The 25,301-nt window shown below is 64.1% G+C and carries 19 protein-coding genes; 9 read left to right on the top strand and 10 right to left on the bottom strand.

Going from position 1 to position 25,301, the window contains the following annotated elements; translation table 11 throughout:
- Position 1: 1 nt before the first annotated feature.
- Positions 2–1,585 carry a hypothetical protein gene (locus tag P9254_RS02570; RefSeq protein ID WP_278053885.1) on the top strand — a complete coding sequence of 528 codons (1,584 nt, stop codon included), beginning with the start codon at positions 2–4 and terminating at the stop codon, positions 1,583–1,585.
- Positions 1,586–1,594: 9 nt separating this feature from the next.
- Here P9254_RS02570 and P9254_RS02565 read toward each other — a convergent pair whose 3' ends face one another.
- Positions 1,595–2,248 carry a hypothetical protein gene (locus P9254_RS02565; RefSeq protein ID WP_095802203.1) on the bottom strand — a complete coding sequence of 218 codons (654 nt, stop codon included), beginning with the start codon at positions 2,246–2,248 and terminating at the stop codon, positions 1,595–1,597.
- Positions 2,245–2,544: a DUF3572 domain-containing protein gene (locus P9254_RS02560; RefSeq protein WP_095826132.1), complete on the bottom strand. Its 300-nt coding sequence runs from the start codon at positions 2,542–2,544 to the stop codon at positions 2,245–2,247. Before P9254_RS02560 ends, P9254_RS02565 begins: the two co-directional genes overlap by 4 nt.
- 238 nt (positions 2,545–2,782) lie before the next feature.
- Here P9254_RS02560 and P9254_RS02555 point away from each other — a divergent pair, with 238 nt between their 5' ends.
- Positions 2,783–3,154: a response regulator gene (locus P9254_RS02555; RefSeq protein ID WP_027166515.1), complete on the top strand. Its 372-nt coding sequence runs from the start codon at positions 2,783–2,785 to the stop codon at positions 3,152–3,154.
- Between the two features lie 15 nt (positions 3,155–3,169).
- Complete coding sequence (locus tag P9254_RS02550; RefSeq protein WP_278053893.1) at positions 3,170–4,543, top strand: PleD family two-component system response regulator; 1,374 nt, start codon at positions 3,170–3,172, stop codon at positions 4,541–4,543.
- Positions 4,544–5,052: 509 nt separating this feature from the next.
- Here the strand turns inward: P9254_RS02550 and rpmG are convergent.
- The 7 genes from rpmG to topA all read right to left on the bottom strand — a co-directional run bounded on the left by rpmG (position 5,053) and on the right by topA (position 13,376).
- Positions 5,053–5,220, bottom strand: a complete 168-nt coding sequence (gene rpmG / locus P9254_RS02545; protein WP_040995604.1) for a 50S ribosomal protein L33 — start codon at positions 5,218–5,220, stop codon at positions 5,053–5,055.
- Between the two features lie 155 nt (positions 5,221–5,375).
- Positions 5,376–5,834: a hypothetical protein gene (locus tag P9254_RS02540; RefSeq protein ID WP_067328140.1), complete on the bottom strand. Its 459-nt coding sequence runs from the start codon at positions 5,832–5,834 to the stop codon at positions 5,376–5,378.
- Between the two features lie 98 nt (positions 5,835–5,932).
- Positions 5,933–7,108: an MFS transporter gene (locus P9254_RS02535; RefSeq protein WP_067328142.1), complete on the bottom strand. Its 1,176-nt coding sequence runs from the start codon at positions 7,106–7,108 to the stop codon at positions 5,933–5,935.
- Positions 7,109–7,127: 19 nt separating this feature from the next.
- Positions 7,128–7,868: an NUDIX hydrolase gene (locus P9254_RS02530; RefSeq protein ID WP_278053895.1), complete on the bottom strand. Its 741-nt coding sequence runs from the start codon at positions 7,866–7,868 to the stop codon at positions 7,128–7,130.
- A gap of 184 nt (positions 7,869–8,052) precedes the next feature.
- A complete protein-coding gene (locus tag P9254_RS02525; RefSeq protein ID WP_095802261.1) occupies positions 8,053–8,493 on the bottom strand; it encodes a DUF983 domain-containing protein in 441 nt (146 codons plus the stop codon).
- Complete coding sequence (gene rnr, locus P9254_RS02520) at positions 8,493–10,802, bottom strand: ribonuclease R (RefSeq protein WP_278053897.1); 2,310 nt, start codon at positions 10,800–10,802, stop codon at positions 8,493–8,495. The genes P9254_RS02525 and rnr overlap by 1 nt, the downstream gene beginning before the upstream one ends.
- A gap of 6 nt (positions 10,803–10,808) precedes the next feature.
- A complete protein-coding gene (gene topA, locus P9254_RS02515; RefSeq protein WP_067328149.1) occupies positions 10,809–13,376 on the bottom strand; it encodes a type I DNA topoisomerase in 2,568 nt (855 codons plus the stop codon).
- 403 nt (positions 13,377–13,779) lie between these two features.
- Between topA and P9254_RS02510 the strand changes: the two genes are divergently transcribed.
- The 4 genes from P9254_RS02510 to P9254_RS02495 all read left to right on the top strand — a co-directional run bounded on the left by P9254_RS02510 (position 13,780) and on the right by P9254_RS02495 (position 19,144).
- Positions 13,780–14,526 (top strand): cytochrome c biogenesis CcdA family protein, encoded by a 747-nt coding sequence (locus tag P9254_RS02510; RefSeq protein WP_278053899.1) that lies wholly within the window; start codon positions 13,780–13,782, stop codon positions 14,524–14,526.
- Between the two features lie 147 nt (positions 14,527–14,673).
- Entirely contained in the window at positions 14,674–16,041 is a 1,368-nt protein-coding gene (gene glmU / locus P9254_RS02505) for a bifunctional UDP-N-acetylglucosamine diphosphorylase/glucosamine-1-phosphate N-acetyltransferase GlmU (protein WP_127847166.1), read from the top strand.
- A 232-nt stretch (positions 16,042–16,273) separates the two neighbouring features.
- Positions 16,274–18,097, top strand: a complete 1,824-nt coding sequence (glmS, locus tag P9254_RS02500) for a glutamine--fructose-6-phosphate transaminase (isomerizing) (RefSeq protein WP_067000325.1) — start codon at positions 16,274–16,276, stop codon at positions 18,095–18,097.
- Positions 18,098–18,388: 291 nt separating this feature from the next.
- Positions 18,389–19,144, top strand: coding sequence for a DUF502 domain-containing protein (locus tag P9254_RS02495; RefSeq protein ID WP_067000327.1), 756 nt, complete (start codon positions 18,389–18,391; stop codon positions 19,142–19,144).
- Here the strand turns inward: P9254_RS02495 and recG are convergent.
- Positions 19,096–21,204, bottom strand: coding sequence for an ATP-dependent DNA helicase RecG (gene recG / locus P9254_RS02490; RefSeq protein WP_067328157.1), 2,109 nt, complete (start codon positions 21,202–21,204; stop codon positions 19,096–19,098). The genes P9254_RS02495 and recG overlap by 49 nt on opposite strands.
- A 93-nt stretch (positions 21,205–21,297) precedes the next feature.
- On the opposite strand from recG, the gene P9254_RS02485 reads away from it, so the two are divergent.
- Positions 21,298–21,585, top strand: a complete 288-nt coding sequence (locus tag P9254_RS02485) for an FAD assembly factor SdhE (RefSeq protein WP_067328436.1) — start codon at positions 21,298–21,300, stop codon at positions 21,583–21,585.
- Positions 21,586–21,592: 7 nt separating this feature from the next.
- Positions 21,593–25,090 (top strand): transcription-repair coupling factor, encoded by a 3,498-nt coding sequence (gene mfd / locus P9254_RS02480; protein ID WP_067328159.1) that lies wholly within the window; start codon positions 21,593–21,595, stop codon positions 25,088–25,090.
- Positions 25,091–25,301 lie beyond the last annotated feature (211 nt).

Genomic DNA, 25,301 nt, shown 5'->3' with positions numbered 1-25,301 from the left:
CGTGAAGCGTGTTTTGCCACTTGTTTTCATTCTTGCTTTCAGCGCGCCGGCCGTTGCACAGACCGTCGACAGCCAGGGCGCCAAACAGCTTTCGGACAATCTGGCGCGCTATTTCGGCAAGCAGGCGTTCGAGAAGGGCGTGCTCAAGGTCTCGGTCGAAGGCGACGCCTACAAGATCGCAGTGGACGTCAAGGCCCTGGTCAGCGCCCTGCCGGAGCAGAAGCCGTTCAAGATCGACCTCGCGCCCTATGCCTTGTTGGTGAAGCCGCGCAGCGATGGATTCTGGGACGTCACCTCGGATTTTTCCCACACCATGTCCTTCGAATTCAACGGACCCGAAGGCCCGCAAAGCATGCAAGTTTCGGTCAAGGACGGCAAGGGCTCCGCCGTCTACGATCCGAACCTGGCGGCGTTCACCAGCGGCGCCAGCTCGATGGCCGGCATGACGTTGACGTCTCGGGAAGCCAAGCAGCAGGCGGACGTCACCGCCGGTGCCAGCACCGCGACGATTGCCGCCACCAAGTCGGTCAATGGCGGCGTCGACTTCAAGGCAACGCAAAAGGTCTCGAGCTTCGTCGAGACGATCAAGATCGACGATCCCAACAGCGGAATGAATTTTCCGGTCACCCTGAAAACGCCCGAACTTTCCGTTGATGCGAATGGCAAGGGCGTACGGACGAAGCCGTTGCTCGACCTTCTTGCCTTTGCCGTCGCCAACGAGGACGAAGCCAAGCTCAAGGCTAACCAGGCGGAGCTCAAATCGCTCCTGTTGGCCGCGCTGCCCGTCTGGGAAAGGATCGACGGCAACTACAGCTTTAAGGATTTCGAGGTGGAGAGCCCTGTCGGCAAATTCGCGGCGAAGCAGTTCAGCACCGCGTTCGCGATGGACGGAATCTCACCGAACGGTAGAGTCGATTACTCGATCAAGGCCTCCGGCCTGACGATCCCGCAGCAAGCGCTGCCCGCCTGGAGCGTCGCGTTGCTGCCGACGGATATCGACCTCAACTTCGGTGGCGCCAATATTGATCTCGATACCATGGCAAGGAAGACGATCGAAGCCTTTGATCTCAATAAGAATCCGTCGCTGCCGGATGCATTCGGCAAGGCTTTGGTCGAGGATTTCAAGGCCAAGAAGCCCAAGATCGTGTTCGGGCACTCGACAGTGAAGAATGGCGGTATCGAAGTCGCCATGGAAGGCGAGGTGTATTTCCCGGATAGCAAGAAAGCCGATGGGAGCGTGACCATCGACGTCGCCGGCTACGACAGGATCGTCGATGCCCTGAAGGAAGCGGCAAAGAGCGATGAGCAAATGGTGCAGGCCTTCCCGTTCGCGCTTGCCGTCAAGGGTTTTGGCAAGACACTGCCTGACGGTCGCCTGGAGTGGGTGATCAACACCAAGGCCGATGGGTCCATCGTCGTCAACGGCGCCATGCTGAAGGGCCCGGATAAAGTCCAGGACGACAGCGCGGGGCAGGACGACAATTCGAGCGGCGATGACGGCGCGAACGGAACGGACAATTCAACCGGCGGGGCCGATTCGGACGGCGGCGACAATGGCGGGGCTGGAGCGAAGCTGCAGCCCTGAGCGCCTGAATTATAGCCCGAGCGCGCCCGCAATCCTCGGCGCCGCCTCGCGCCAGTTATCGACCGAGATGATGTCGTCCGGCGTCGGCGGCAGGAAAGCGCGCAGCGAATTGTCGGCCATCAGGTGGAAGAGGTGCGCGTCGACGACAGAGCTGCGCGCCGACAGCAGGTTGGAGGGCTGGTCGTCGACGAAGGCGACGGGCCGGCCCTTGGCGCCGCGCAGCTTGGCGATGGCTGGGCCCTTTGCCATTTCCGTGGTCAGCAGCGGGTAGTTGAGGCCCAGCACGTCGAGATGCGCCCGGCGCACGGCGCGGTGCTTGTGCGGCATCGCGGTCAGGAGCACGATCTCGGCGCGCTGTCCGAGCGACGCCAGCGCCTCCGCGGCGCCGTCGGTGATGCTTTGCCAATCGGCCTGGGCATCGAAGAAATCGTCGAGAAGCGCCGTCACTTCCGCCTGCTCGATCAGCCGGCCGGACGCCATCTCGGCGATGTTGCCGGTGAGCCGGAAGGAGGCGAGAGTCAGCCCGAAGCCGCGCGACTTCAGGTAGCGCGGGAAGGGCCGGATGAATTCGAGCACGACATCATCGACATCGAGCACCAGCAGCGGCCGGTCGTCGGCCGCCAACTCCTCGATCTGGCGCGCGGTCTCGGGATCGTCGCTCATGTCGAGCGCTCATGATCGTCGTTGCCGAGCGGCAGCTCCCGCAAAGCCTTGCCGACGGCAGCCGGTGGCGTGCCCGTTTCCTCGGCAAAGCGCAAAAGCGTCGGCTCGTGGGCGAGGATGAACTGCAGCACGCCGGCAAGGAAGCCCGGCTCCGCGGCAGCGTGGCGGATCGACCGCGCCTCGATGCCGGTTATCGCCAGGAAGCGAGGCAACAGCTCCGGATCGCCGGCGACGAAGCCAAGCGCCCTGACGGCAAGGGTTTCCGCCTCCTCGCGCATTGACGCTGCGTTCGTCATCATTACCTTTTGCCGATGTGCATGTTGAGTCTTTCTTCCGCAGTAATGGTAAGCGTCGCTTGCGGCAAGTCTCAGCCGCTTCAGCCCTGCAGCCGCAAGTGGAATGGGTGTGCTTTTCCAACGGCAGGTTTGCGTTTCGTCAATCATATTGACGTAGGGTACAGGCGGGTTGGGTGCGATCCGGCAAGGACGCATGACGGCGGTCTTCGGCTCAGGGGACCGTCGGGACGGGAAATTGATGGCTAAGAAGGTCATGATCGTCGAGGACAATGAGCTCAACATGAAGCTCTTTCGGGACCTCATCGAAGCCAGCGGTTACGAAACGGTCCGCACGCGCAACGGCCTGGAGGCGCTGGATCTCGCGCGCCAGCACCGGCCGGACCTGATCCTGATGGACATCCAACTGCCCGAGGTTTCTGGCCTGGAAGTGACCAAGTGGCTGAAGGAAGACGACGAATTGCACTCGATCCCGGTCATCGCCGTCACCGCCTTCGCGATGAAGGGCGACGAGGAGCGCATCCGCCAGGGTGGCTGTGAGGCCTATATTTCCAAACCAATCTCGGTGCCGCGCTTCATCGAAACGATCAAATCCTATCTGGGCGATGCCTGAGCCGGAGCCTTTGAGATGACCGCGCGGATCCTCGTCGTCGATGACATCCCCGCCAATGTGCGGCTGCTGGAGGTTCGGCTGCTGGCCGAATATTTCGAGGTGCTGACGGCCGGCAACGGCCCGGATGCGATCGAGACCTGCGAAAACGGCAAGGTCGATGTCGTGCTGCTCGACGTGATGATGCCGGGCATGGACGGCTTCGAGGTCTGCAAGCGGCTGAAGAGCGACCCGGCGACCTCGCATATTCCGGTTGTCATGATCACCGCGCTCGACCAGGTATCGGACCGGGTGCGCGGCCTTGAGGCGGGCGCCGACGATTTCCTCACCAAGCCGGTCAATGATCTGCAACTGATGACGCGGGTGAAGAGCCTGGTCAGGCTGAAGTCGCTGACCGACGAATTGCGGCTGCGCGCCTCGACTACGCGCAACATCGGCATCGAAGAGCTGCTCAGCCGCAACTTCGCGACGGAAGACACCAAGCCCAAGGTGCTTCTGGTGGACGAGCGCAAGTCGTCTATCGAGCGTATCCAGAAGATGCTTCGCGGCAGCGCCGATCTCGACGTCGCCACCGATCCGAATGCCGGATTCTTCCAGGCCGCCGAGACCGCCTATGAATGCGTGCTGATCTCGACGGCCTTCGCCGATTTCGATGCGCTCCGGCTTTGCTCGCAACTGCGCTCGCTCGACCGCACCCGCTTCCTGCCGATCATGCTCTTGGCCGATGAGGGCGAGGAGGGCCGCATCATCCGCGGCCTCGAACTCGGCATCAACGACTATCTGACGCGGCCGATCGATCAGCACGAGCTGACGGCCCGGCTGCGCACGCAGGTGCGGCGCAAGCGCTATAACGATCAGCTGCGCGCCAGCGTCACCCAGACCATCGAGATGGCGGTGACCGACGCGCTGACCGGCCTGCACAACCGCCGCTACCTGGATAGCCATCTTGAGACGCTGTTCGACCGCGCCGTGGCGCGGCGGCGGCCGCTCTCGGTGATGATCACCGACCTCGACCGTTTCAAATCCATCAATGACGCCCATGGCCATGACGGCGGCGACGACGTTCTGCGTGAATTCGCCAGGCGGCTGCGCAAGAACGTGCGCGGCATCGATCTCGCCTGCCGCTTCGGCGGCGAGGAGTTCGTCGTGGTCATGCCGGATACCGACGGGCCAATCGCCGAGAAGGTGGCCGAGCGTATCCGCGCCGAGATCGCGCAGGCGCCCTTCGCAATCGGAAGCAGTGGCAAGACGATCGAGGTGACGGTCAGCGTCGGCGTGTCATCGGTGCTGAGGGGAGCCGATACGGTCGCGGCGTTGATGAAGCGAGCCGACCTTGCGCTCTACGAGGCCAAGAGCGGCGGCCGCAACCGGGTTGTCGCCAAGGCCGCCTAATCCATGCCACCCAATGGTGCGCAGCAGTTTTGCCGCATCGACATGGACAAGACCAGAAGACTTAAGCGCGTTGCCTGAAATCGTTGCGCCGTGAAGCGGTTACGCACGGAAGCCCCAATTCCGCGTCAACCCGATAGGGTTAGGAATTTACCTTAATCCAAGCGATTCGGGAGCCGTGGTTAAGAAATGGTTGATTTTCATACGTTCTTGCGCAAATCTGCTTGGCATAGACCGAGGACGAAGCCGGCACGAGGGTAGACTGCCCGGCTCGATCCAAAAAATACCCCATGATGCTCAGGTCCGCCGCATCTCCTGGGTCCGTGGGGTCGGCCGGCCGGCGCTGGCACATAGTGGCCTCCTCGTACCGCTGCCAACCGCCGACCGGCCCCCTTTTTCTCATGCATGATTCAGCGTCAGGCAGCCGCGGGCTTTCTTGCTCGAGCGTCCGCCCGCTGAAAACAAAAACGCCGCCCCAAGGGGCGGCGTTCGGCATTTCAGGATAAACCGGATCACTTGATCTTGGTTTCCTTGAACTCGACGTGCTTCTTGGCAATCGGGTCGTACTTACGGAACGACAGCTTGTCCGTCTTGGTGCGGCTGTTCTTGCTGGTCACGTAGAAGAAACCGGTGTCGGCGGTCGACAGAAGCTTGATCTTGATGTTTGCGGCTTTGGCCATGATGTTCGTCCGTTAATGTTCGTGGAGTTTTGGCCGCTGGAGCACGGGGAAAACACCCGGACGCGGGAAACTTGGCGCGACACATAAAGAACGCGCCCGGAAAGTCAAGTCCAAGCGCCTTCTTGCCCCGTTTTGACGCGGCGGAACTCGCCGCGTCAGGCGTTCTCCCTGACCTGCAGATCGGCCTTCTTCCAGTCGCCGGTGGTGTTCCACCAGCGGTTCGGATTGGTATGGTCGTCGAGTCCCTTGGAACGGCTGGTCAGCAGCGGCTGAATGCGGATCACAGGCTCCTGGTAGGAATGGGCCTGGAATATCGCTTCGGCGACACGGGCGGCGAGCGCCTGATCGTCGGGCAGTTCGAACGACACCTCGACCGTGCCCGGCCGCCTGCGCAACTCGATCTCGGCGCCCGCGGCAGCGCCTTCGAGCGTCCGGTAGCGCTCTATTCCTTGCGCCGACTGGTAGGCATTGCCGTCATACTTGCCCATGCGCAGGGGCGTGATCGCCACCACCGCCTCCATGATGCGCTCGACATCGGCCGCCGGCGCCTGGAAGGTGACGAGCAGAAGCAGTTCCATCCTGAGGGACTTGGTTTCAAAGCCGCTGTCGATCATCGCTATATCCTCGCTCTTCCTGGATCGGAGCGAGGGTATAGCAGGGGGCCTGCTGACACGGTGATGTCAGCATGCCCCGGTGCTGGGCGACATTTTCACTAGAGGATCTTTCGCACCAACCTGACGAGAACCAGGAGCATGTACGCGGCAAAGAACAGCGCCAGCGACCAGCCGAAGCCCGAAGGGCCGAAGGCGTCCATGCCGATGCCGATCGCCTGCGGGCCGATCACCATGCCGACCCCATAGCAGAGCACGAAGGCGGCGTTGGCAGAGGCGAGCTCATGGCCGGAAAGCTGAGAACCCAGATGCGCAAGGCCGATCGTGTACATGGCTGCGACCACACCGCCCCAGACGAACAGAAGCGCCGCCATCAGGTGCCAGTCCTTGGCGAAGAAAGGCATGAACACGGTTCCGATGAGGCCGACCGTGGCGCAGGCCAGAAGCAGGTAGCGGCGGTCCGAGACTCGGTCGCTGATCATGCCAATCGGTATCTGCAGCAGCACGTTGCCGAGCCCGATCATGGTCAGCAACAGCGCAGCGTCGGCCTCGGAGTAGCCGATGCGGCTGCCATAGACCGGGAACAGTGAAAAGCCGCCGGTCTCGACGGCGCCGAACACCAGCACGGCGAAGGTTGCTGTGGGCACCATCCAGATATAGCGCAGGAAATGGCTGGTTTCGCCGTCGGCGACGATCGCCGGGCTCTCGTTACGAGCCGCCAGCACCGGGATGGCAGCAAGCGTCACCAGCGCAATGGTGACGCCGAACGGCAGGAATCCACCGGAGCCGACATGGGCGAACAGCCACGGCCCGGCGGCGAAGCCCAGAGAAAGCACCGTGGCGTAGATGCCAAGCACAAGGCCGCGACGATGCGGGGGCGCCGAGGTGCTGATCCAGAATTCCGACAGAATGAAGAGCACTGTCAGCGAAATGTGCAGCGCGACGCGGAGCGGAAACCACATCCAGAAGGCCGGCGCGAAATGAAAGCCGACAAAAGCGAGCGCGCCAACGGCGATCATCAAAAGCATGGTCTGGGCGACGCCGAGGCGCATGGCCAGCGGCGTGGCGAGCGGCGCGCCGGCGATCGAGGCGAGCCCGGCGACCGCCGTGTTGAGGCCGATCATCGAGGCCGAGTGGCCGCGCGATTCGAGGATGACGCTGAGCAGCGGCATGCCGAGGCCGATGGCAATGCCAACCACGCTGATCGAGGAGATCGCCGCAGTCATCGGCAGCCAGTGTACGCGTTCGTCGCCCTGTTGCTGGGTATCGACCGTCATCGATGGGGATGCTCTGCTTCTAAAGGACTTCGCGAACGAAGCGGTTTCGGATGAGGCGGAAGAACGGCACTGCGCCGCCCGGACGCAGCAACGGATCGTGGGCGAGCCGCCTTTCCAGTTCTTCCAGGATCATGCGGGTGATGTCGGGTGTGTCGGCCTTGCGGGCGTCGCCAAGCGGCAGCCAGACGAGCTCCTCCAACTCGTTGGTTGGACCACCGTCGGGCAATTCGACGGCGACATCCTCACGCCAGGCGCTGAAGAAGCGGGTATCGAAGCGGCGCACGCGGTTGGGCGGCGTTATGGCGCGGGCAATGAAGCGCAGGGCGTCCAGCGACGGTGCGACGCTGTGTTCGACGAAACCCTGCCAATCGCGCTTGGCGGTCGCGAACGGGCCTTTACGACCGATCAGCAGGCCGGCTTCCTCGTAAGTCTCACGAATTGCCGACATGGCGATGGCGCGCGCCCGTGCGGCACTCGCGCGGCCGGGGCCGCTCACAAGCCTCGCCTCTTCCTCAGGATGCAGCGGGGCAGCCACCGGAACGCGGCTGTCGGCGGGATCGGTGCGGCCCCCGGGGAAGACGAATTTTCCCGGCATGAAGGCGTGGCCGGCATGGCGCCGGCCCATCAGCACCAGAACGTCGCTGGCTCTCCTGTCGAGCAGGATCAAGGTTGCGGCATCGCGCGGGCGAAGCGGCCGACCGCCGTGCACGGCCAAGCCTTTATCGAGCTTGTCGACATCCGCCTTGGTCATTCCTTCCATGCGCTCGACCTAGCGGAAACTTCTCGAACGCGAAAGTGGCTTACGTGTTCGGGCCTTTGCACCAGCCCGGACCAAACGTCGCTGCCGGAGCAATTCCAGGAAAAAACGCGCAGCGGTTCTCGATCTGGAATTCCACTGCTCGGAGATGGTCGTTGTTTGTATCAAGGACAGAACCGCTCCAGGCTTAGAGATGCGGCTCGAACTCGTCCTTCTCGCCGCCGAAGCCGTGCATATAGAGCGCCCATTGCAGGCCGATGACGGCGCCTTTGACCGGCTGCAACAGCGCGACGGCCAGAATAATGGTCAGCGGCACCCAGATCAGCGCGTGCTGCCAGGTCGAAAGCGTGGTGGCGGCCTCCACAGTCATGAAGGCGCCAACCACAATGTGGCCGACGATGACGATCACCAGATAGGCGGGAAGGTCGTCGGCGCGATGGTGATGAAGCTCCTCGCCGCAGACGCCGCATTTGTCGACGGGCTTTGTGAAGGCGCCGAACAGCTTGCCTTCGCCGCAATGCGGGCACCGGCCAAGCATGCCGCGCTTGATTGCCGTCCACAGCGGACGCGCGACGCGGCCCGAATGGTGCTCGCCGCCGAAAACCTGTTCTTCCATGCCCTTCGACATCATCTTCTCCTGCCGCGGGGACCCGTGCGCGACTGCGACGCGCGGGCGCGGCCCTTGGTCTTGTGGAACGACCGTCGCGAGCCTGGCAGCGGCTTCGGGTCGCTCAGCATTTCGAAACGCATCGCGCCCGCCATCGGCGCAACCTCGAGCAGCCGCACCTCGACGCGGTCGGCTAGCTGGTAGCCCTTGCCGGTGCGCTCTCCGAACAGCGATCGAGCGGTTTCATCGTAGATATAGTAATCGCCGTCCAAACTTGACACCGGGATGAAACCATCGGCGCCATACTGCGGCAATTGGACAAAGAGTCCCGCCTTGGCGACGCCGGAGATGCGAGCGTCGAAGGTGTCGTTGATGCGCTCGGCGAGATAGGCCGCGATCAGCCGGTCGACCGTGTCGCGTTCGGCCGCCATGGCGCGGCGTTCGGTGGCCGAGATCAGCGCGCCGACCTCTTCCAGGCGATCCGCTTCCTGCTGCGTCAGGCCGCCGGGACCGAGGCCGAGCGCGGCAATCAGTCCGCGATGCACGATGAGATCCGCATAGCGCCGGATCGGCGAGGTGAAATGTGCGTAGCGTCTCAGGTTGAGACCGAAATGGCCGATGTTCTTCGGCGAGTATTCGGCCTGGCTCTGCGAGCGCAGCACCACTTCATTGACCAGCGCCTCGTTGTCGGCGCCGCGCACCCGCTCCAGAATGCCGTTGAACTGCCCGGGCCGCATCTGCGCGCCGCGCGCCAGCGACAGGCCAAGCGTGTGCAGGAACTCGCGCAGCGATTCCTGTTTCGCCAGCGACGGCGCGTCGTGGATGCGGTAGACGAGCGGCTCTTTCTTGCCTTCAAGCGTCTCCGCGGCCGCGACATTGGCCTGGATCATGAACTCCTCGATCAGCTTGTGGGCGTCGAGGCGCTCCGGCACGACGACCCGGTCGACGGTGCCGTCGGGCTTGAGCAGGATCTTGCGTTCCGGCAGCTCCAGTTCGAGCGGCTGGCGGCTGTCGCGGCCGCGCTTGAGCACGGCATAGGCGTCCCAGAGGGGCTTCAGAACGCCTTCGAGGATCGGCCCCGTCTTGTCGTCGGGCACGCCATCGATCCCCGCCTGCGCCTGCGGATAGGCGAGCTTGGCCGCCGATTTCATCATGATGCGGTGGAACGAGTGCCTGAGCTTGCGGCCTTCCGCCGAAAAGGTCATGCGCACGGCGATCGCCGGGCGGTCCTCCGCTTCGCGCAGCGAGCAGAGGTCGTTGGAGATGCGCTCGGGCAGCATCGGCACGACGCGGTCCGGGAAATAGACCGAATTGCCACGCTTCAGCGCCTCGCGGTCGAGCGGCGTGCCGTAGCGGACATAGGCCGCGACATCGGCGATTGCCACGGTGACGATGACGCCGCCGGGATTCTTCTTATCCGTATCGGGCGTGGCGAACACCGCGTCGTCATGGTCCTTGGCGTCGGCCGGATCGATGGTGACCAGCGGCAGATCGCGCCAGTCCTCGCGCCCGGCAAGCGAAACCGGCTTCACGGCGTCGGCTTCGGCGATCACATGGGCCGGAAAGACGTGGGGTATGTCGTGGGCGTGGATGGCGATCATCGAGACCGCCTTCTCGCTAGTCAGCGAGCCCAGCACCGCCAGCACCTTGGCCCGCGGCAGGCCGTAGCGCGAAGCGCGCGCCGGCTCGACCTCGACCAGATCGCCATTTTTGGCGCCGTTCTGGAATTCCTTGTCGACGATCAGCTCGGGCTGGCGGCGTTCCACCGGCTCGATGCGAAAGGTGCCGTCCTTCAGCACGCGGAAGACGCCGAGCACGGCTTCGCTGCGCTTCTCGAAAATCTTCATGACCCGCCCGGTATAGGCGGGGCCTGAGGGATCGTCGGTCGGGAAGGTCTTGGCGAGGACGCGGGCGCCGATGCCCGGAACCGGGCCGCTGGCGCCGCGCGAAATGCGGATGGCGATCACAGGCGGCGAGCCCGGGCCGGTATATTCGCTCGGATGCGCCAGAAGCACACCATCGTTATCGCGGCCGAAAATGTCGAGCACGGCGACATGGGGCAGGGAGCCGGCGCGGGTGAGCCGCTTGCGGTTCCTGGTCAGCAGGCCCTCATCCTGCAGGTCGCGCAGCAGATCCTTGAGCCAGATGCGGTCGTCGCCGCGCAGCGCGAACGCCTTGGCGATGTCGCGTTTTCCGGAGCGGTCGGGGTTCTCAGCGATGTAGCGCAGGATTTCGTCGCGCGAGGGCCGGTAGTCATCCTTGACCACCTTCGCCCTGGTGTCGGCGCTGCGCGGATCGCCGTGACTTCTTCCGGAGATCCTGCGCGCCACGTCGTGCTATCCTTTCTTTGCCGCCCGGCGGAACGGCTTCTTGCCGCCTCCGCCCTTGGCTTCCTTCTCGGCAATCAGGGCGATTGCCTCGTCCATCGTCACCGATTGCGGATCCTTGCCCTTGGGCAGCGTCGCATTGACCTTGCCGTAATTGACGTAGGGTCCGTAGCGGCCGTCGCGCACGACGATCTTGCCGCCGCCGTCGGGATGCTCGCCCAGTTCCTTCAACGCAGCCGGCGTGCTCCCGTTGCGGCCGCCCTTGCCCTTCTGCTGCTTCTCGGCGATCACCGAAACGGCGCGGTTCAGGCCGATCGAGAACACGTCCTCGATGCTTTCGAGATTGGCGTAGGTGCCGTCGTGCAGCACGAAGGGTCCGTACCGCCCAAGACCGGCCGAGATCATCTTGCCGGTTTCCGGATGCTTACCGACATCGCGCGGCAATGCCAGCAGCGCCAGCGCCTTCTCATGGTCGATCGACTCGGCGGTCCAGCCCTTGGGCAGGCTCGAGCGCTTGGCGTCCTTGCCTTCGCCGCGCTGGATGTAGGGGCCGAAGCGGCCGCTCCTGAGGGTGATCTCCTCGGCGGTGTATGGATCCTTGCCGAGCAGCTTGACGCCGTCGTCGCCATTGCCGTTCTCGCCGTTGGGATTGGCGGCGTCGCCAAGCTGGCGGGTATAGGAGCATTCCGGATAATTCGAGCAGCCGACAAAGGCGCCGAACTTACCGAGCTTCAGCGACAGGTTGCCGGTGCCGCATTTCGGGCAGACGCGCGGGTTTGAGCCGTCCTCCCGCGCGGGGAACACCAGCGGCGCCAACTCGTCATTGAGGGCGTCAAGCACGTCGGAGACGCGCAGTTCCTTGATGTCGTCGACGGCGCCCGAAAAATCCTTCCAGAAGTCGCGCAGCACGTCCTTCCAGGCGAGCTTGCCGTCGGAGATCTCGTCGAGCTTTTCCTCGAGCGAGGCTGTGAAGTCATATTCGACATAGCGCTCGAAGAAGCTTTCGAGGAAGGCCGACAGCAGCCGGCCCTTGGCCTGCGGCACCAGCTTGCGCCGGTCGATGGCGACGTAGTCGCGGTCCTCGAGCGTCTTCAGAATCGCCGTGTAGGTCGACGGCCGGCCAATGCCGAGCTCTTCCAGCTTCTTGATCAGCGACGCCTCGGAATAGCGCGGCGGCGGCTCGGTCGTGTGCTGGGTGGCGTTGATCGCCTCACGGGCAAGCTGCTCGCCGGCGCGGATCTCGGGCAGGCGGCGGCTTTCCTCGTCCTCCGCGTCCTCGTCCTTCTGGTCGGTGTAGGCGGCGATGAAGCCGTCGAAGCGGATGACCGAGCCGACCGCGCGAAGCTCGGCGGTGCGGGCGCCGTTGACCGCCTCGATCTCGACCGTGGTGCGCTCGATCTCGGCCGGCTGCATCTGGCTGGCGATCGCGCGCTTCCAGATCAGCTCATAGAGGCGCGCCTGATCGGCATCGAGATATTGCCTGACCGATGCCGGCGTGCGCTTGAAATCGGTAGGGCGGATCGCCTCATGCGCTTCCTGGGCGTTCTTGGCCTTGACCGAATAATAGCGTGGGTTTTCGGGCAGGTATTTCGCGCCGAACTCGCTGGCGATGGCATCGCGCGCCGCGGTGATCGCCTCCGGCGCCATCTGCACGCCGTCGGTTCGCATATAGGTGATGAGGCCGGCGGTCTCGCCGCCGACATCCATGCCTTCGTAAAGCTTCTGCGCCACCTGCATGGTGCGGTTGGCCGAGAAGCCGAGCCGCGAGGAGGCGGCCTGCTGCAGCGTCGAGGTGGTGAAGGGCGGGCCCGGATTGCGCTTGGTGGGCTTGGCTTCGACCGACAGCGCCTTGAAGGTCGCACCTTCGAGCATCGCCTTGATGTCGTCGGCCTGGGCCTTGTTGGCGATGTCGAGCTTCTGCAGCTTCTTGCCGGCATAGGCGGTCAGCCGCGCCTCGAAACTGTCGTTGCGCGGCGTGTTGAGGATGGCGGCGATCTGCCAGTATTCCTCGCGGACGAAGCGCTCGATCTCGGATTCGCGGTCGCAGACCAGCCGCAGCGCCACCGACTGCACGCGCCCGGCGGAACGGGCGCCCGGCAGCTTGCGCCACAGCACCGGCGAGAGGGTGAAGCCGACGAGATAGTCGAGCGCGCGGCGCGCGAGATAGGCGTCCACCAGCGGCGCATCGATCTGGCGCGGATTGGCCATGGCCTCCATTACCGAGGTCTTTGTTATGGCGTTGAAGACGACGCGGCTGACCGGCTTGTCCTTCAGCGCGCGCTTCTGCCTCAGCACTTCCAGCACATGCCAGGAAATCGCCTCGCCCTCGCGATCCGGGTCGGTGGCGAGGATCAGCCCGTCGGCGTCCTTGACCGCCTTGGCGATGTCGGCGAGGCGCTTGCCGGAGGCGGTGTCTACCGACCAGGACATGGCGAAGTCCTCGTCCGGGCGCACCGAGCCGTCCTTGGCCGGCAGATCGCGGACATGGCCGAACGAGGCCAGGACCTTATAGTTCTTGCCCAGATATTTGTTGATTGTCTTCGCCTTGGCCGGCGATTCGACGACGACGACGTCCATGAGGTCTCTTATCAGCTGTGAGGCGGCGGAAGAGCTCCGCGGCGCGCGACGAAATCCCACTCTTTTCGTCGCTCACATGGCCGTGCTTTTGCAATCGGTCAAGGGGAGGGGCCCAATTTGCGAACTGGCCGACAGCGATACACTCTTAGAGTGTATGGCGGAGAACACATTTTTTGGCGAACTGACGGATCGTGTCCTGGATCGGTCTTTACCGAAGGAGTCGCCGACAGAACCAGCATCCGCCCGGACCGTACGCGGACGGGCACGCGGCAATCGCGCCGTCCAAGGAACGGGCAGCTGCCGCCGCTTCTTCCTCGGTAGCGACCACGCGCCACACAATGGTGATTGGCACGAAGGCGCCGGCATCGCTATATCGGCGCCAGCAAAACCGGGGCATCGTGAAATGGCATTGGACATCGGCTATGTCAGCGCGGTCGGGGCAGGGGCGATCTCGTTCCTTTCGCCTTGCGTGCTGCCGCTGGTGCCGCCTTATCTTTGCTACATGGCCGGCGTTTCGGTCGACGATTTCCGCGGCAACGCCGGCGCGACGGCGCGCGAAGGCGCACGCGGGGCGCTGCTTTATGCCTCTCTGGCCTTCGTGCTCGGCTTCTCGACCGTCTTCGTCGCGCTTGGCGCCGGCGCCTCTACGGTCGGCCGGCTGCTGCGCGTCTGGCAGGAACCGCTGGCAATGGTGGCCGGCGCGCTGATCATCATCATGGGCCTGAATTTCCTTGGCATCCTGCGCATCCCGTTGTTGTCGCGCGAGGCGCGCTTCCAGTCGCAGGGCAAGCCGGCCAGCATGATCGCCGCCTATGTCATGGGGCTGGCCTTTGCTTTCGGCTGGACGCCCTGCATCGGCCCGGTGCTGGGGCCGATCCTGACCTTAGCCGGCGGCCGCGAGACGGTGGGCGAGGGCGCGCTGCTGCTCGCCGCCTATTCGCTCGGGCTCGGCATCCCTTTCCTGATCGCGGCGCTGTTTTCCGGCGCCTTCATGCGCTTCCTGGGAAAATTTCGCGTCCATCTCGGTCGCGTGGAAAAAGCGATCGGCGCGCTGCTGGTCGTCGCCGGCGTGTTTTTTCTCACCGGTGGCGTGCAGAGCGCATCCTACTGGCTGCTGGAAAACTTCCCGGCGCTCGGGCGGCTCGGGTGATCTGCCACTTCGTGCACAGGATCGAATTGTGGACCCGCCGATCAAGAGTCCAGGTGATCCGCTGTCTCACCGGAATTTAACCGCATTGGTGCAGCATCACGCCGCTGCTAGCATGCGATGATTTGAATCCTTTCATACGGTTGCCCTATGAGCCAGAGATCCTGCCTGTCCGTCATCCTCGCCGCCGGCGAAGGTACGCGCATGAAGAGCGCGATGCCCAAGGTGCTGCACGCCATTGCCGGCCTGCCGATGGTGGCTCATGTGGTGAAGGCCGCTGAGGCCGCCGGGGCAACGGGTCTGGCGCTGGTGATCGGCCACGGCGCCGACGAGATGCGGAAGGCGGTGCAGAAATTCGCGCCGAAAGCCGAGACCTTCGTGCAGGAGAAGCGGCTCGGCACGGCCCATGCGGTGCTTGCCGCGCGCGAAGCGATAGCGAAGGGTTACGACGACATCCTCGTCATGTTCGGCGACACGCCGCTGATCGATGCGGCAGCGCTGGCTGCCGCGCGGCAGAAGCTGGCGGAGGGTGCTGCCGTTGCGGTGATCGGCTTCCGCCCGCCCAATCCGACGGGATACGGCCGGCTGATCGAGAAGGGCGGGCGTCTCGTCGCCATCAGGGAGGAGAAGGACTGCTCCGAGGCGGAAAAAAAGCTCGGCTTCTGCAATGCCGGGATGATGGCGGTGGCCGGCAACCAGGCGCTTCGGCTGCTCGACAAGGTCGGCAACAACAATGCCAAGGGCGAGTTCTATCTCACCGACATCGTCGAGCTCGCCGGCGCGGACGGGCTCGATGTGGTGGCCACGGAGGCGAGCTTCGAAAGCGCGCTCGGCATCAACAACCGGGCCGAGCTCGCCGAGGCGGAAGCTATCTGGCAGGCGCGCCAGCGGCGCGAGGCGATGCTTGCCGGCGTGACGCTGATCGCGCCTGAAACCGTCTACTTCTCGCACGACACCGAGATCGGTGCCGATACGATTGTCGAGCCGCATGTCTGGTTCGGCCCGGGCGTCAAGATCGCTTCAGGGGCAAAAATCCACGCCTTCAGCCATATCGAAGGCGCCACGATCGCTTCCAATTGCGATGTCGGGCCGTTCGCGCGGCTGCGGCCGGGCGCCGATCTGCGGCAAAAGGCCAAGGTCGGCAATTTCTGCGAGGTCAAGCAGGCAACGATCGAGGAAGGCGCCAAGGTCAACCACCTGACTTATATCGGCGACGCGCGGGTCGGTGCTGGGGCGAATATCGGCGCTGGCACCATCACCTGCAACTATGACGGCTTTTCCAAATTCTTCACCGATATCGGCGAGGGCGCGTTCGTCGGCTCCAACTCCGCGCTGGTGGCGCCGGTCACGATCGGCAAGGGTGGCTACATCGCTTCGGGCAGCGTGATCACCGAGAGCGTGCCCGACGATGCGCTGGCCTTCGGCCGCGCCCGACAGAAGACGCTGCCCGGAAAAGGCAAGGAGTTGCGCGAGCGCTTCGCCTCGGCGGCCGCGGCGAAGAGGAGAGCAGCGGAATGATCGTCAAAGGACGTTTGCTGGGCCGGCGCCGCTGGCGCCAACCATAAATGATCGAGCACCGCGCCGCGAAAAACCAACCATTTGCAGTAACCGGATTGCAAGCGCGGCGTGTCATGGTGCATCAGTCGCAAAACCGTTCCGGGTGACACCGAACGAAACGCAAAGTGACTTTCGCGGCAGGCCGGCCATCCGTAAATAGCGCTGGGTTTTCGCGGGGAATCGGGGGCAGCGTATGTGCGGTATCGTTGGAATTGTCGGCCATTCACAGGTCGCGCCGCTGATCGTCGATGCGCTGAAGCGGCTCGAATATCGCGGCTATGACTCGGCCGGCGTCGCCACCATCGAGAATGGCACGCTCGGCCGCCGCCGCGCCGAAGGCAAGCTCATCAATCTCGAACGCCGGCTGAAAGAAGATCCGTTGGAAGGCACGATCGGCATCGGCCATACCCGCTGGGCGACCCATGGCGTGCCGAACGAGACCAATGCGCATCCGCATTTTTCCGAAGGCGTCGCGATTGTCCACAACGGCATCATCGAGAACTTCGCCGAGCTGCGCGACGAGCTCTCCCGCGATGGCTACAAATTCGCCTCTCAGACCGATACCGAGGTCGTCGCGCATCTGGTCGCGCGGGAGCTCGCCAAGGGGCTGAAGCCGGTCCAGGCAGCGCACCAGGCGCTGAAGCGGCTCTCGGGCGCGTTTGCGCTGGCGATCATGTTCAAGGGCGACGAGGATCTGATCGTCGGCGCCCGCAACGGTCCGCCGCTTGCCGTCGGCCATGGCGACGGCGAGATGTTTTTGGGCTCGGACGCGATCGCGCTGGCGCCTTTCACCAACGCAGTCACCTATCTCGAAGATGGCGACTGGGCGGAAGTTCGTCGCAACAGCGTCACCATCTATGACGCCGACGGCAACAAGGTCGACCGCAAGCGCCAGCAGTCGCTCTCGACCAGCTTCATGGTCGACAAGGGCAACCGCCGCCATTTCATGGAAAAGGAAATCCATGAGCAGCCGGAGGTGATCTCGCACACGCTGGCGCATTATGTCGATTTCGTCTCCGGCGTGTCGAGGCCGCTCGATCTGCCCTTCGACTTTGCCAAGATCGGCCGGTTGGCGCTCTCGGCCTGCGGCACCGCCTATCTGGCCGGGCTGATCAGCAAATACTGGTTCGAGCGCTATGCGCGGCTGCCGGTCGACATCGACGTCGCCTCGGAATTCCGTTACCGCGAGATGCCGTTGTCCGGGAACGACGCGGCGTTCTTCATATCGCAGTCGGGCGAGACCGCCGACACGCTGGCTTCCCTGCGCTACTGCCGCCAGGCCGGCATGAAGATCGGCGCGGTCGTCAATGTGCGCGAATCGACCATGGCGCGCGAATCCGACGTCGTGCTGCCGACGCTTGCCGGGCCGGAGATCGGAGTCGCCTCGACGAAGGCTTTCACCTGCCAGCTCTCCGTGCTGGCCTCGCTCGCAGTGCGGGCCGGCGTGGCGCGCGGGACGATCTCGCGCGATGAGGAGAAGCGGCTGGTGCGCGAGCTTTCCGAGGCGCCGCGCTTTGCCACACAGGTGCTGAAGCTCGACGAGCAGATCGAACGCATCTCGCGTGAGCTGTCCCGCTACAAGGATGTGCTCTATCTCGGCCGCGACACCAATTTTCCACTAGCCATGGAAGGGGCGCTGAAGCTCAAGGAAATCTCCTACATCCACGCCGAAGGCTATGCCGGCGGCGAGCTGAAGCACGGACCGATCGCGCTGATCGACGAAAACATGCCGGTTATCGTGATCGCGCCGCATGACCGCATCTTCGAAAAGACGGTTTCCAACATGCAGGAAGTCGCGGCGCGCGGCGGCAAGATCATCCTGATCACCGACGCCAAGGGCGCGGCCCAGGCCGGCATCAAGTCGATGGAGACGATCATCCTGCCCGAAGTACCTGAGATCATCGCGCCGATCATCTACGCGCTGCCGATCCAGATGCTCGCCTATTTCACCGCAGTGTTCATGGGCACCGATGTCGACCAGCCGCGCAATCTGGCGAAATCGGTCACGGTGGAATAGCACTGTCACTGCTTCTTTTGGGCACCGTAGTTCGAAGTATGGCTTGCCGATGGCCCTTTCACTCCTCGAGGGGCGTCGCGGAATGGATCCTGGGTCTACGCCGCGTCGCTTCGCTCCTTGCTCCGCGCGTGGATGACGAAGGGAGGGGTGTTGCAGCCAGTCGCGAACGCAGGAGCTTCCATTTGGAACGCTGAAAGCCGCTTCATAGAGAGCGCTCTTTAAAAACTTCGCAGTTCCAAACCGAATTGCGGTTCACTAAAGTTCAACCGCAATCTGCGCCGCGGTGATCCTATGTCCGACGCCCTGAAGACCTCTGGCATGACCCGGCTCAGGAATTACTTCCTGACGGGCTTCATCGTCTGCGCGCCGCTGGCGATCACCGCCTATATCGCCTGGTCGCTCATCGGCTGGGTCGATTCCTGGGTGAAGCCCTACATTCCCGCCCGCTACAATCCGGACACCTATCTGCCGTTTCCGGTCCCCGGCTTCGGGCTGATCGTGGCGCTGGTGCTGATCACGTTCATCGGTTTCATGACGGCCAACATCGTCGGCCGCGCAATCGTCAATTTCGGCGAGCGGCTGCTTGGCCGCATGCCGCTGGTGCGCGGTATCTACCGCTCCCTGAAGCAGATTTTCGAGACGGTGCTGTCAAACAAGGGCGACATGTTCCGCCAGGTCGGGCTGGTCGAATATCCGCGCAAGGGAGTCTGGTCGCTGGTCTTCGTCGCCAGCGAGAAGGAAACCGAGATCAACCAGAAGCTCGACCAGGAAGGCGATCCGTTGATCGCGGTGTTCATGCCCTGCACGCCGAACCCGACCACAGGCTTCCTGATGTATGTTTATAAATCCGAGATCGTGCTGCTCGACATGACGATCGAGGACGGCGCCAAGCTGATCGTTTCGGCCGGCATGGTGGCGCCGGAGGTCAAGGCCAAGCTGGTGACGCTGAACGGCGAGCCGATCGAAGGGCCGCTTGCCAATCCGGCGCTGGGCGCGGCTCAGCCGGCGCGCAGCAGCCGCACCGCCTCGTCGCGCCCGAACAGGTAGAGCAACAGCCTAAGCGCCTCGCCGCGCCCAGACTGCAATTCGGGGTCGCGCGACAGGATCAGCCGTGCGTCGTCGCGGGCGGCTTCGAGCAGGTCGGCATGGAACTCGATGCGCGCGACCTGGAAACCTGGCGTGCCGGACTGACGGGTGCCCAGCAGTTCGCCTTCGCCGCGCAGCTTCAGATCCTCCTCGGCTATGCGGAAGCCGTCCTCCGTCTCGCGCATCACTGACAGCCGGCGCTTCGCCGTCTCACCGAGCGGATCCTTGTAGAGCAGCACGCAGGACGAGGGCTTGTCGCCGCGCCCGACCCGGCCGCGCAACTGGTGCAACTGGGCAAGGCCGAAGCGCTCGGCATGCTCGATGACGATGATCGTGGCGTCCGGCACGTCGACGCCGACCTCGATGACGGTGGTGGCGATCAATATGCGCGTTTCGCCCTGCTTGAAGGCGCGCATCGCATCGTCCTTCTCTGCCCCTTTCATGCGGCCATGGACGAGGCCGATCTGTTCGCCGAAGAGCGGCTTCAGCGAAGCGAAGCGGTCTTCCGCCGACATCAGCTTGATCTCTTCGGATTCCTCGACCAGCGGACAGATCCAGTAGATCTTCTGACCCTCGGCGACGGCGTCGACCATGCGCCCGACCAACTCGTCCAGCCGCTCCATTGGCAAAGTGACGGTGCGTATCGGCTGGCGGCCCGCCGGCTTTTCGGTGAGCTTCGAGACATCCATGTCGCCGAAGGCGGTCAGCACCAGCGTGCGCGGAATGGGCGTCGCCGTCATCACCAGCATATCGGGCGCGTCGCCTTTGGCGGTGATGGCGAGACGCTGGTGGACACCGAAGCGGTGCTGCTCGTCGACGACGGCAAGCACGAGGTCGTGGAAGGTCACCGTCTCCTGGAACAGCGCGTGCGTGCCGACGACGATGTCGATCGCACCGCTGGCGAGGCCTTCCAGTGTTTCGGCGCGTTCGCGGCCCTTCTCGCGGCCGGTAAGGACGGCGACGCTGAGGCCGGCTTTTTCCGCCAGCGGGGCGATGGTCGCCAGATGCTGCCGCGCCAGGATTTCGGTCGGTGCCATCAGCGCAGCCTGGCCGCCTGCCTCGACCGCGCGCCCCATGGCAAGCAGCGCGACCACCGTCTTGCCGGAGCCGACATCGCCCTGCAGCAGACGCAGCATGCGTTCGGGGTCGGCCAGGTCGGCGTTGATTTCGCCGAGCGCGAATTCCTGGCTGAGGGTGAGCTTGTAGGGCAGGGCAGCGCGCAGTTTCTCGACAACGCGCCCGTCGCCGACCAGCGGCCGGCCCGAAAGGCGGCGGATTCTGGCGCGCACCAGCGCCAGCGACACCTGCCCTGCCAGGAGCTCGTCATAGGCCAGGCGCCGCCAGGCCGCGCCCTCGACGGCAACGTCGATCGGGTCCTTGGGATAGTGGATGCGGGTCAGCGCATCGCCGAAGGACGGAAAGGTGTGGCGGCGCATGAAGGCGTCGTCCTGCCATTCCGGCAGTTCCGGCAAGCGGCCGAGCGCCTGTCCGATGGCGCGGCGCAGCACTTTTGCGGACAGGCCGGCGGTTAGCGGATAGACGGGCTCGACCAGCGGCAGGCCCTCGGCCTCGTCGAGCGGCGCGATATGGTCGGGATGAACCATGGTCGGGCGGCCGTTGAACCATTCCATGCGGCCGGAGATTACGACGCGCTCGCCCTCAGGCAGCATCTTCTGCAGATAGGCGGCATGGGCATGGAAGAAGGTCAAGGCGATCTCGCCGGTGTCGTCATGGGCGTAGATCCGGTAGGGCACGGACCTGTTGCCGCGCGGCGGCGGCTGGTGGCGGTCGACCCGCACCTCGAGTGTTACGATCTGGCCTTCGGCCGCTAGCGCGATGCCAGGCCGGTTGCGGCGGTCGATAACCGTGTTGGGCAGCACGAACAGAAGATCGGCGGCGCGCGCGGCGCGGTCGCCGAGATCGGCCGGCACGACACGTTCGATCATGGTCCCGACCTTCTGGCCGACGCCGGCGAGCGAGGTGATCGGGACGAACAGGGGATCGAGGATGGAAGGACGCATCTCGTCAGCTTATGTCGCGGAGGCCGCAGCGCAAAGGCTGACACCAATCGCTATCCACGCTATATGCGCCGCTTCGAACAGGGATGCAGCGCGATGACCGGAACACAGCGATCAAGCGAGGGACTGGACGTCCGCCGCCGCAAGCTGCTGTTCCGCTCCTGGCATCGCGGCATGCGCGAGATGGATCTCATCCTGGGATCCTTCGCCGATGCCGAGATCGGCGCCTTGACCGCCGACGAAATCGACCAATATGAAAAGCTCCTCGAAATCTCCGACACCGAATTCCTGCCGATGATCACCGGCGAGCGCCCGGTTCCGCCCGATATCGATTGCGCGGTGCTGCAGAAGATCCTGGCGTCGCGCCGGACCATGACATTTTGAAAGAAGCATGAGTCTCATTCCCTCCATTGGCCTGCCGAAGGGCCGCGCCGGCCAGTTCATCGTCGATGGCGTCGCCGACGGTTACGAAGCTTTCGCGCTGGCGCGGACGGCGCAGGAGATCGCGCCCGACAAGCCGGTGCTGTTCGTCGCGCGCGACGGCCAGCGGCTGCCGGCGATCATCGATGCGCTCGCCTTTGCCGCTCCCGGCCTGCCGGTTCTGGAACTGCCTGCCTGGGACTGCCTGCCTTACGATCGTGTCTCGCCGGGCGCGGATGCCGCCGCGCGGCGCCTCGACGCGCTCTCCGCAATCGTTGCGCTGGCGAAAAAGCCGCACCGCGCCGTTATCCTCACGACGGCCAATGCGCTCTTGCAGCGCATTCCGCCGGCCGAACTGATCGAGGCGCAGACCTTCCACGCCAAGCCCGGCAACCAGATCGACATGAACGTGCTGATCGCGCGGCTGGAGAATTCCGGTTTCGAGCGCGTGCCGACGGTGCGCGACGTCGGCGAGTTCGCGGTGCGCGGCGGCATTCTCGACCTCTTCGCGCCCGGCTGGAGCGAGGCGCTGAGGCTCGACTTCTTCGGCGACACGCTGGAATCGATCCGCGTCTTCGACGTGGCGACCCAGCGCACGACCGGCCAGCGCAAGTCGATGGCGCTGCAGGCGATGAGCGAGGTGGCGCTGACGCCGGAAACGATCAGCCGCTTCCGCCGCTCCTATATCGAAGCCTTCGGCGCGCCGTCGCGCGACGATGCGCTCTATGCAGCCGTCAGCGAAGGACGGCGCTTTGCCGGCATGGAGCACTGGCTGCCTTTCTTCTACGAGCAACTGGAGACGGTGTTCGACTATCTGCCGGACGCGCCTGTCATCTTCGATCATCTCGCGCATGAGGCGCTGGCCGAGCGCCATACGCTGATCCTCGATCACTATGAGGCGCGGCGGAAGCAGGCTGACGGCGCGCTGAAAGATGCCGTGCCCTACAAGCCGGTGGCGCCGGATCTGCTCTATCTCTCGCCGGAAAATCTCAAAGCCTCGCTCGGACCGCGCGAGGACATTGATTTCACCGTCTTCGACGCACCCGATGTCGGCGGCAAGAAGGTCTTCCATGCGGGCTCGCGGCAAGGCCGCAGCTTCGCCGAGGAGCGCGCCGACCCGAACAGCAATGTCTTCGACGTGGTGGTGAAGCATATTGCCGACGAGCGCGCCGCGCGCCGCCGCGTCATCGTCGCCGGCTGGACCGAGGGCTCGCTCGACCGCCTCGGCCAGATCCTCGCCGAGCATCATCTCGGCAACCTGAAACCGGTGGCGACTCTTTCCGAGGTCGAAAAGCTCGAGCCGGGGCAGGCCGGTCTTGCCGTGCTGCCGCTCGAATCCGGCTTCGAGACCGACGGGATGGTCGTCGTCGCCGAACAGGACATTCTAGGCGACAGGCTGATCCGCCGCTCCAAGCGCAAAAAGCGTGCCTCCGACTTCATTGCCGAAGCATCGTCGCTGTCATCCGGCGACATCGTCGTTCACGCGGACCACGGCATCGGCCGATTCATTGGTCTGCGCACCATCGAAGCGGTCGGCGCACCGCATGACTGTCTCGAAATCCACTATGCCGGCGACGACCGGCTGTTCCTGCCGGTCGAAAACATCGAGCTCCTCTCACGCTACGGATCGGATTCGGCGGAAGCGCCACTCGACAAGCTCGGCGGCGGCGCCTGGCAGGCGCGCAAAGCGCGGCTGAAGAAGCGGCTGCTCGACATGGCCGGGCAATTGATCCGCATCGCCGCCGAGCGGCAGATGCGCGCAGCACCCGCCATGATTCCGGCCGACGGCCTTTATGGCGAGTTCGCGGCGCGCTTTCCCTATGAAGAAACCGACGACCAGCAGACGGCAATCGATTCCGTCATGGACGATCTCGGCGCCGGCAAGCCGATGGATCGGCTGGTTTGCGGCGACGTCGGCTTCGGCAAGACGGAAGTGGCGCTGCGCGCCGCCTTCATCGCGGCGATGGAAGGGTTCCAGGTCGCCGTCGTGGTGCCGACGACGCTGCTGTCGCGGCAGCATTTCAAGACCTTCTCGCAACGCTTTTCCGGCCTGCCGATCCGCGTCGCGCAGGCATCGCGCCTGGTCGGCTCCAAGGAACTGGCCGAGACCAAGAAGGGCGTCGCCGACGGCACGGTCGACATCGTCGTCGGCACGCACGCGCTGCTCGGTAGCTCGATCTCCTTCAAAAATCTCGGCCTGCTGATCATCGACGAGGAGCAGCATTTCGGCGTCAAGCACAAGGAGCGGCTGAAGGAGCTCAAGAACGACGTGCATGTGCTGACACTTTCGGCGACGCCGATTCCGCGCACGCTGCAGTTGGCGCTGACCGGTGTTCGCGAGCTGTCGCTGATCGCCACCCCTCCGGTCGACCGCATGGCGGTGCGCACTTTCATCTCGCCCTTCGATCCGCTGGTCATCCGCGAGACGCTGCTGCGCGAGCGCTACCGCGGCGGCCATTCCTTCTATGTCGTGCCACGTATCAGCGATCTTGCCGAAATCCATGATTTCCTGAGAGAATCCGTGCCGGAGCTGAAAGTAGCGGTCGCCCACGGCCAGATGCCGGCCGGTGAACTCGACGACATCATGAATGCCTTCTATGACGGCCAGTACGACGTGCTTCTGTCGACGACCATCGTCGAATCCGGCCTCGACATTCCGACCGCCAACACGCTGATCATCCACCGAGCCGATATGTTCGGTCTGGCCCAACTCTATCAGTTGCGCGGCCGCGTCGGCCGCTCGAAGGTGCGAGCCTATGCGCTGTTCACGCTGCCGGCCAACCGCAAGCTCACCGATACGGCCGAGCGCAGGCTCAAGGTGCTGCAGTCGCTCGATACGCTCGGCGCTGGTTTCCAACTTGCCAGCCACGACCTCGATATCCGCGGCGCAGGCAATCTCCTCGGCGAGGAACAATCCGGCCACATCAAGGAGGTCGGTTTCGAGCTCTACCAGCAGATGCTGGAGGAAGCGGTGGCCGAAGTGAAGGATTCCGGCGAAGTGCTGGATGGCGGCTGGTCGCCGCAGATCGCGGTGGGCACCGCGGTGATGATCCCGGAGAGCTATGTGCCGGACCTGCAGCTCAGGATGGCGCTCTACCGCCGCCTTGGCGACTTGGAGACCACCGAGGAGATCGACGGCTTCGGCGCCGAGCTGATCGACCGCTTCGGGCCGCTGCCGGAAGAAGTGACGCATCTATTGAAGATTGTCTTCATCAAGGCGCTTTGCCGCAAGGCCAATGTCGAGAAGCTCGATGCCGGCCCCAAGGGCGTCGTCATCCACTTCCGCAAGCGCGAATTCCCCAATCCGGTCGGACTGGTCAAATTCATCGGCGAGCAGGGCTCGCTGGCCAAGATCAGGGCCGACCACAGCGTCGTCTTCATGCGTGATTGGCCGAATGCGGAGAAGCGGCTGGCCGGCTCGGCTGTTGTCATGACTCAATTGGCGCGGCTGGTCGACAAAGCTGCCTGACGGCTTCACACTGGCATCCGAGCAGTTCAAGGCATTCGCCGCTGCTGAAATTCCCGGCTAGAATAGAAAATCGGCTTCGTGTAAGGAGCCGCGACCTCTGATTGGGGCGGGAATGGCGGGCGAGACCGCTCGCCAGTTTGTTTTGACGCAATTCCGGACTGAACCGTTCACAGTTTTCCTGGAATTGCTCTGAAGAGTTTTGGGTGCAGCG

It is taken from the genome of Mesorhizobium sp. WSM4983 (assembly GCF_029625765.1).
In the GTDB taxonomy this organism is placed as follows: domain Bacteria; phylum Pseudomonadota; class Alphaproteobacteria; order Rhizobiales; family Rhizobiaceae; genus Mesorhizobium.
This window is presented reverse-complemented; position numbering and strand designations above follow the sequence as displayed.

What these genes read in the sequence shown, in the direction of transcription:
- P9254_RS02530 (WP_278053895.1), bottom strand. Translation starts at nt 7,868, where the DNA reads ATGGAAGGAATGACCAAGGCGGATGTCGACAAGCTCGATAAAGGCTTG.
- P9254_RS02560 (WP_095826132.1), bottom strand. Translation starts at nt 2,544, where the DNA reads ATGACGAACGCAGCGTCAATGCGCGAGGAGGCGGAAACCCTTGCCGTC.
- P9254_RS02510 (WP_278053899.1), top strand. Translation starts at nt 13,780, where the DNA reads ATGGCATTGGACATCGGCTATGTCAGCGCGGTCGGGGCAGGGGCGATC.
- glmS (WP_067000325.1), top strand. Translation starts at nt 16,274, where the DNA reads ATGTGCGGTATCGTTGGAATTGTCGGCCATTCACAGGTCGCGCCGCTG.
- P9254_RS02565 (WP_095802203.1), bottom strand. Translation starts at nt 2,248, where the DNA reads ATGAGCGACGATCCCGAGACCGCGCGCCAGATCGAGGAGTTGGCGGCC.
- P9254_RS02540 (WP_067328140.1), bottom strand. Translation starts at nt 5,834, where the DNA reads ATGATCGACAGCGGCTTTGAAACCAAGTCCCTCAGGATGGAACTGCTT.
- rpmG (WP_040995604.1), bottom strand. Translation starts at nt 5,220, where the DNA reads ATGGCCAAAGCCGCAAACATCAAGATCAAGCTTCTGTCGACCGCCGAC.
- P9254_RS02525 (WP_095802261.1), bottom strand. Translation starts at nt 8,493, where the DNA reads ATGTCGAAGGGCATGGAAGAACAGGTTTTCGGCGGCGAGCACCATTCG.
- P9254_RS02550 (WP_278053893.1), top strand. Translation starts at nt 3,170, where the DNA reads ATGACCGCGCGGATCCTCGTCGTCGATGACATCCCCGCCAATGTGCGG.
- P9254_RS02555 (WP_027166515.1), top strand. Translation starts at nt 2,783, where the DNA reads ATGGCTAAGAAGGTCATGATCGTCGAGGACAATGAGCTCAACATGAAG.
- P9254_RS02495 (WP_067000327.1), top strand. Translation starts at nt 18,389, where the DNA reads ATGTCCGACGCCCTGAAGACCTCTGGCATGACCCGGCTCAGGAATTAC.
- recG (WP_067328157.1), bottom strand. Translation starts at nt 21,204, where the DNA reads ATGCGTCCTTCCATCCTCGATCCCCTGTTCGTCCCGATCACCTCGCTC.
- glmU (WP_127847166.1), top strand. Translation starts at nt 14,674, where the DNA reads ATGAGCCAGAGATCCTGCCTGTCCGTCATCCTCGCCGCCGGCGAAGGT.
- topA (WP_067328149.1), bottom strand. Translation starts at nt 13,376, where the DNA reads ATGGACGTCGTCGTCGTCGAATCGCCGGCCAAGGCGAAGACAATCAAC.
- P9254_RS02485 (WP_067328436.1), top strand. Translation starts at nt 21,298, where the DNA reads ATGACCGGAACACAGCGATCAAGCGAGGGACTGGACGTCCGCCGCCGC.
- P9254_RS02535 (WP_067328142.1), bottom strand. Translation starts at nt 7,108, where the DNA reads ATGACGGTCGATACCCAGCAACAGGGCGACGAACGCGTACACTGGCTG.
- mfd (WP_067328159.1), top strand. Translation starts at nt 21,593, where the DNA reads ATGAGTCTCATTCCCTCCATTGGCCTGCCGAAGGGCCGCGCCGGCCAG.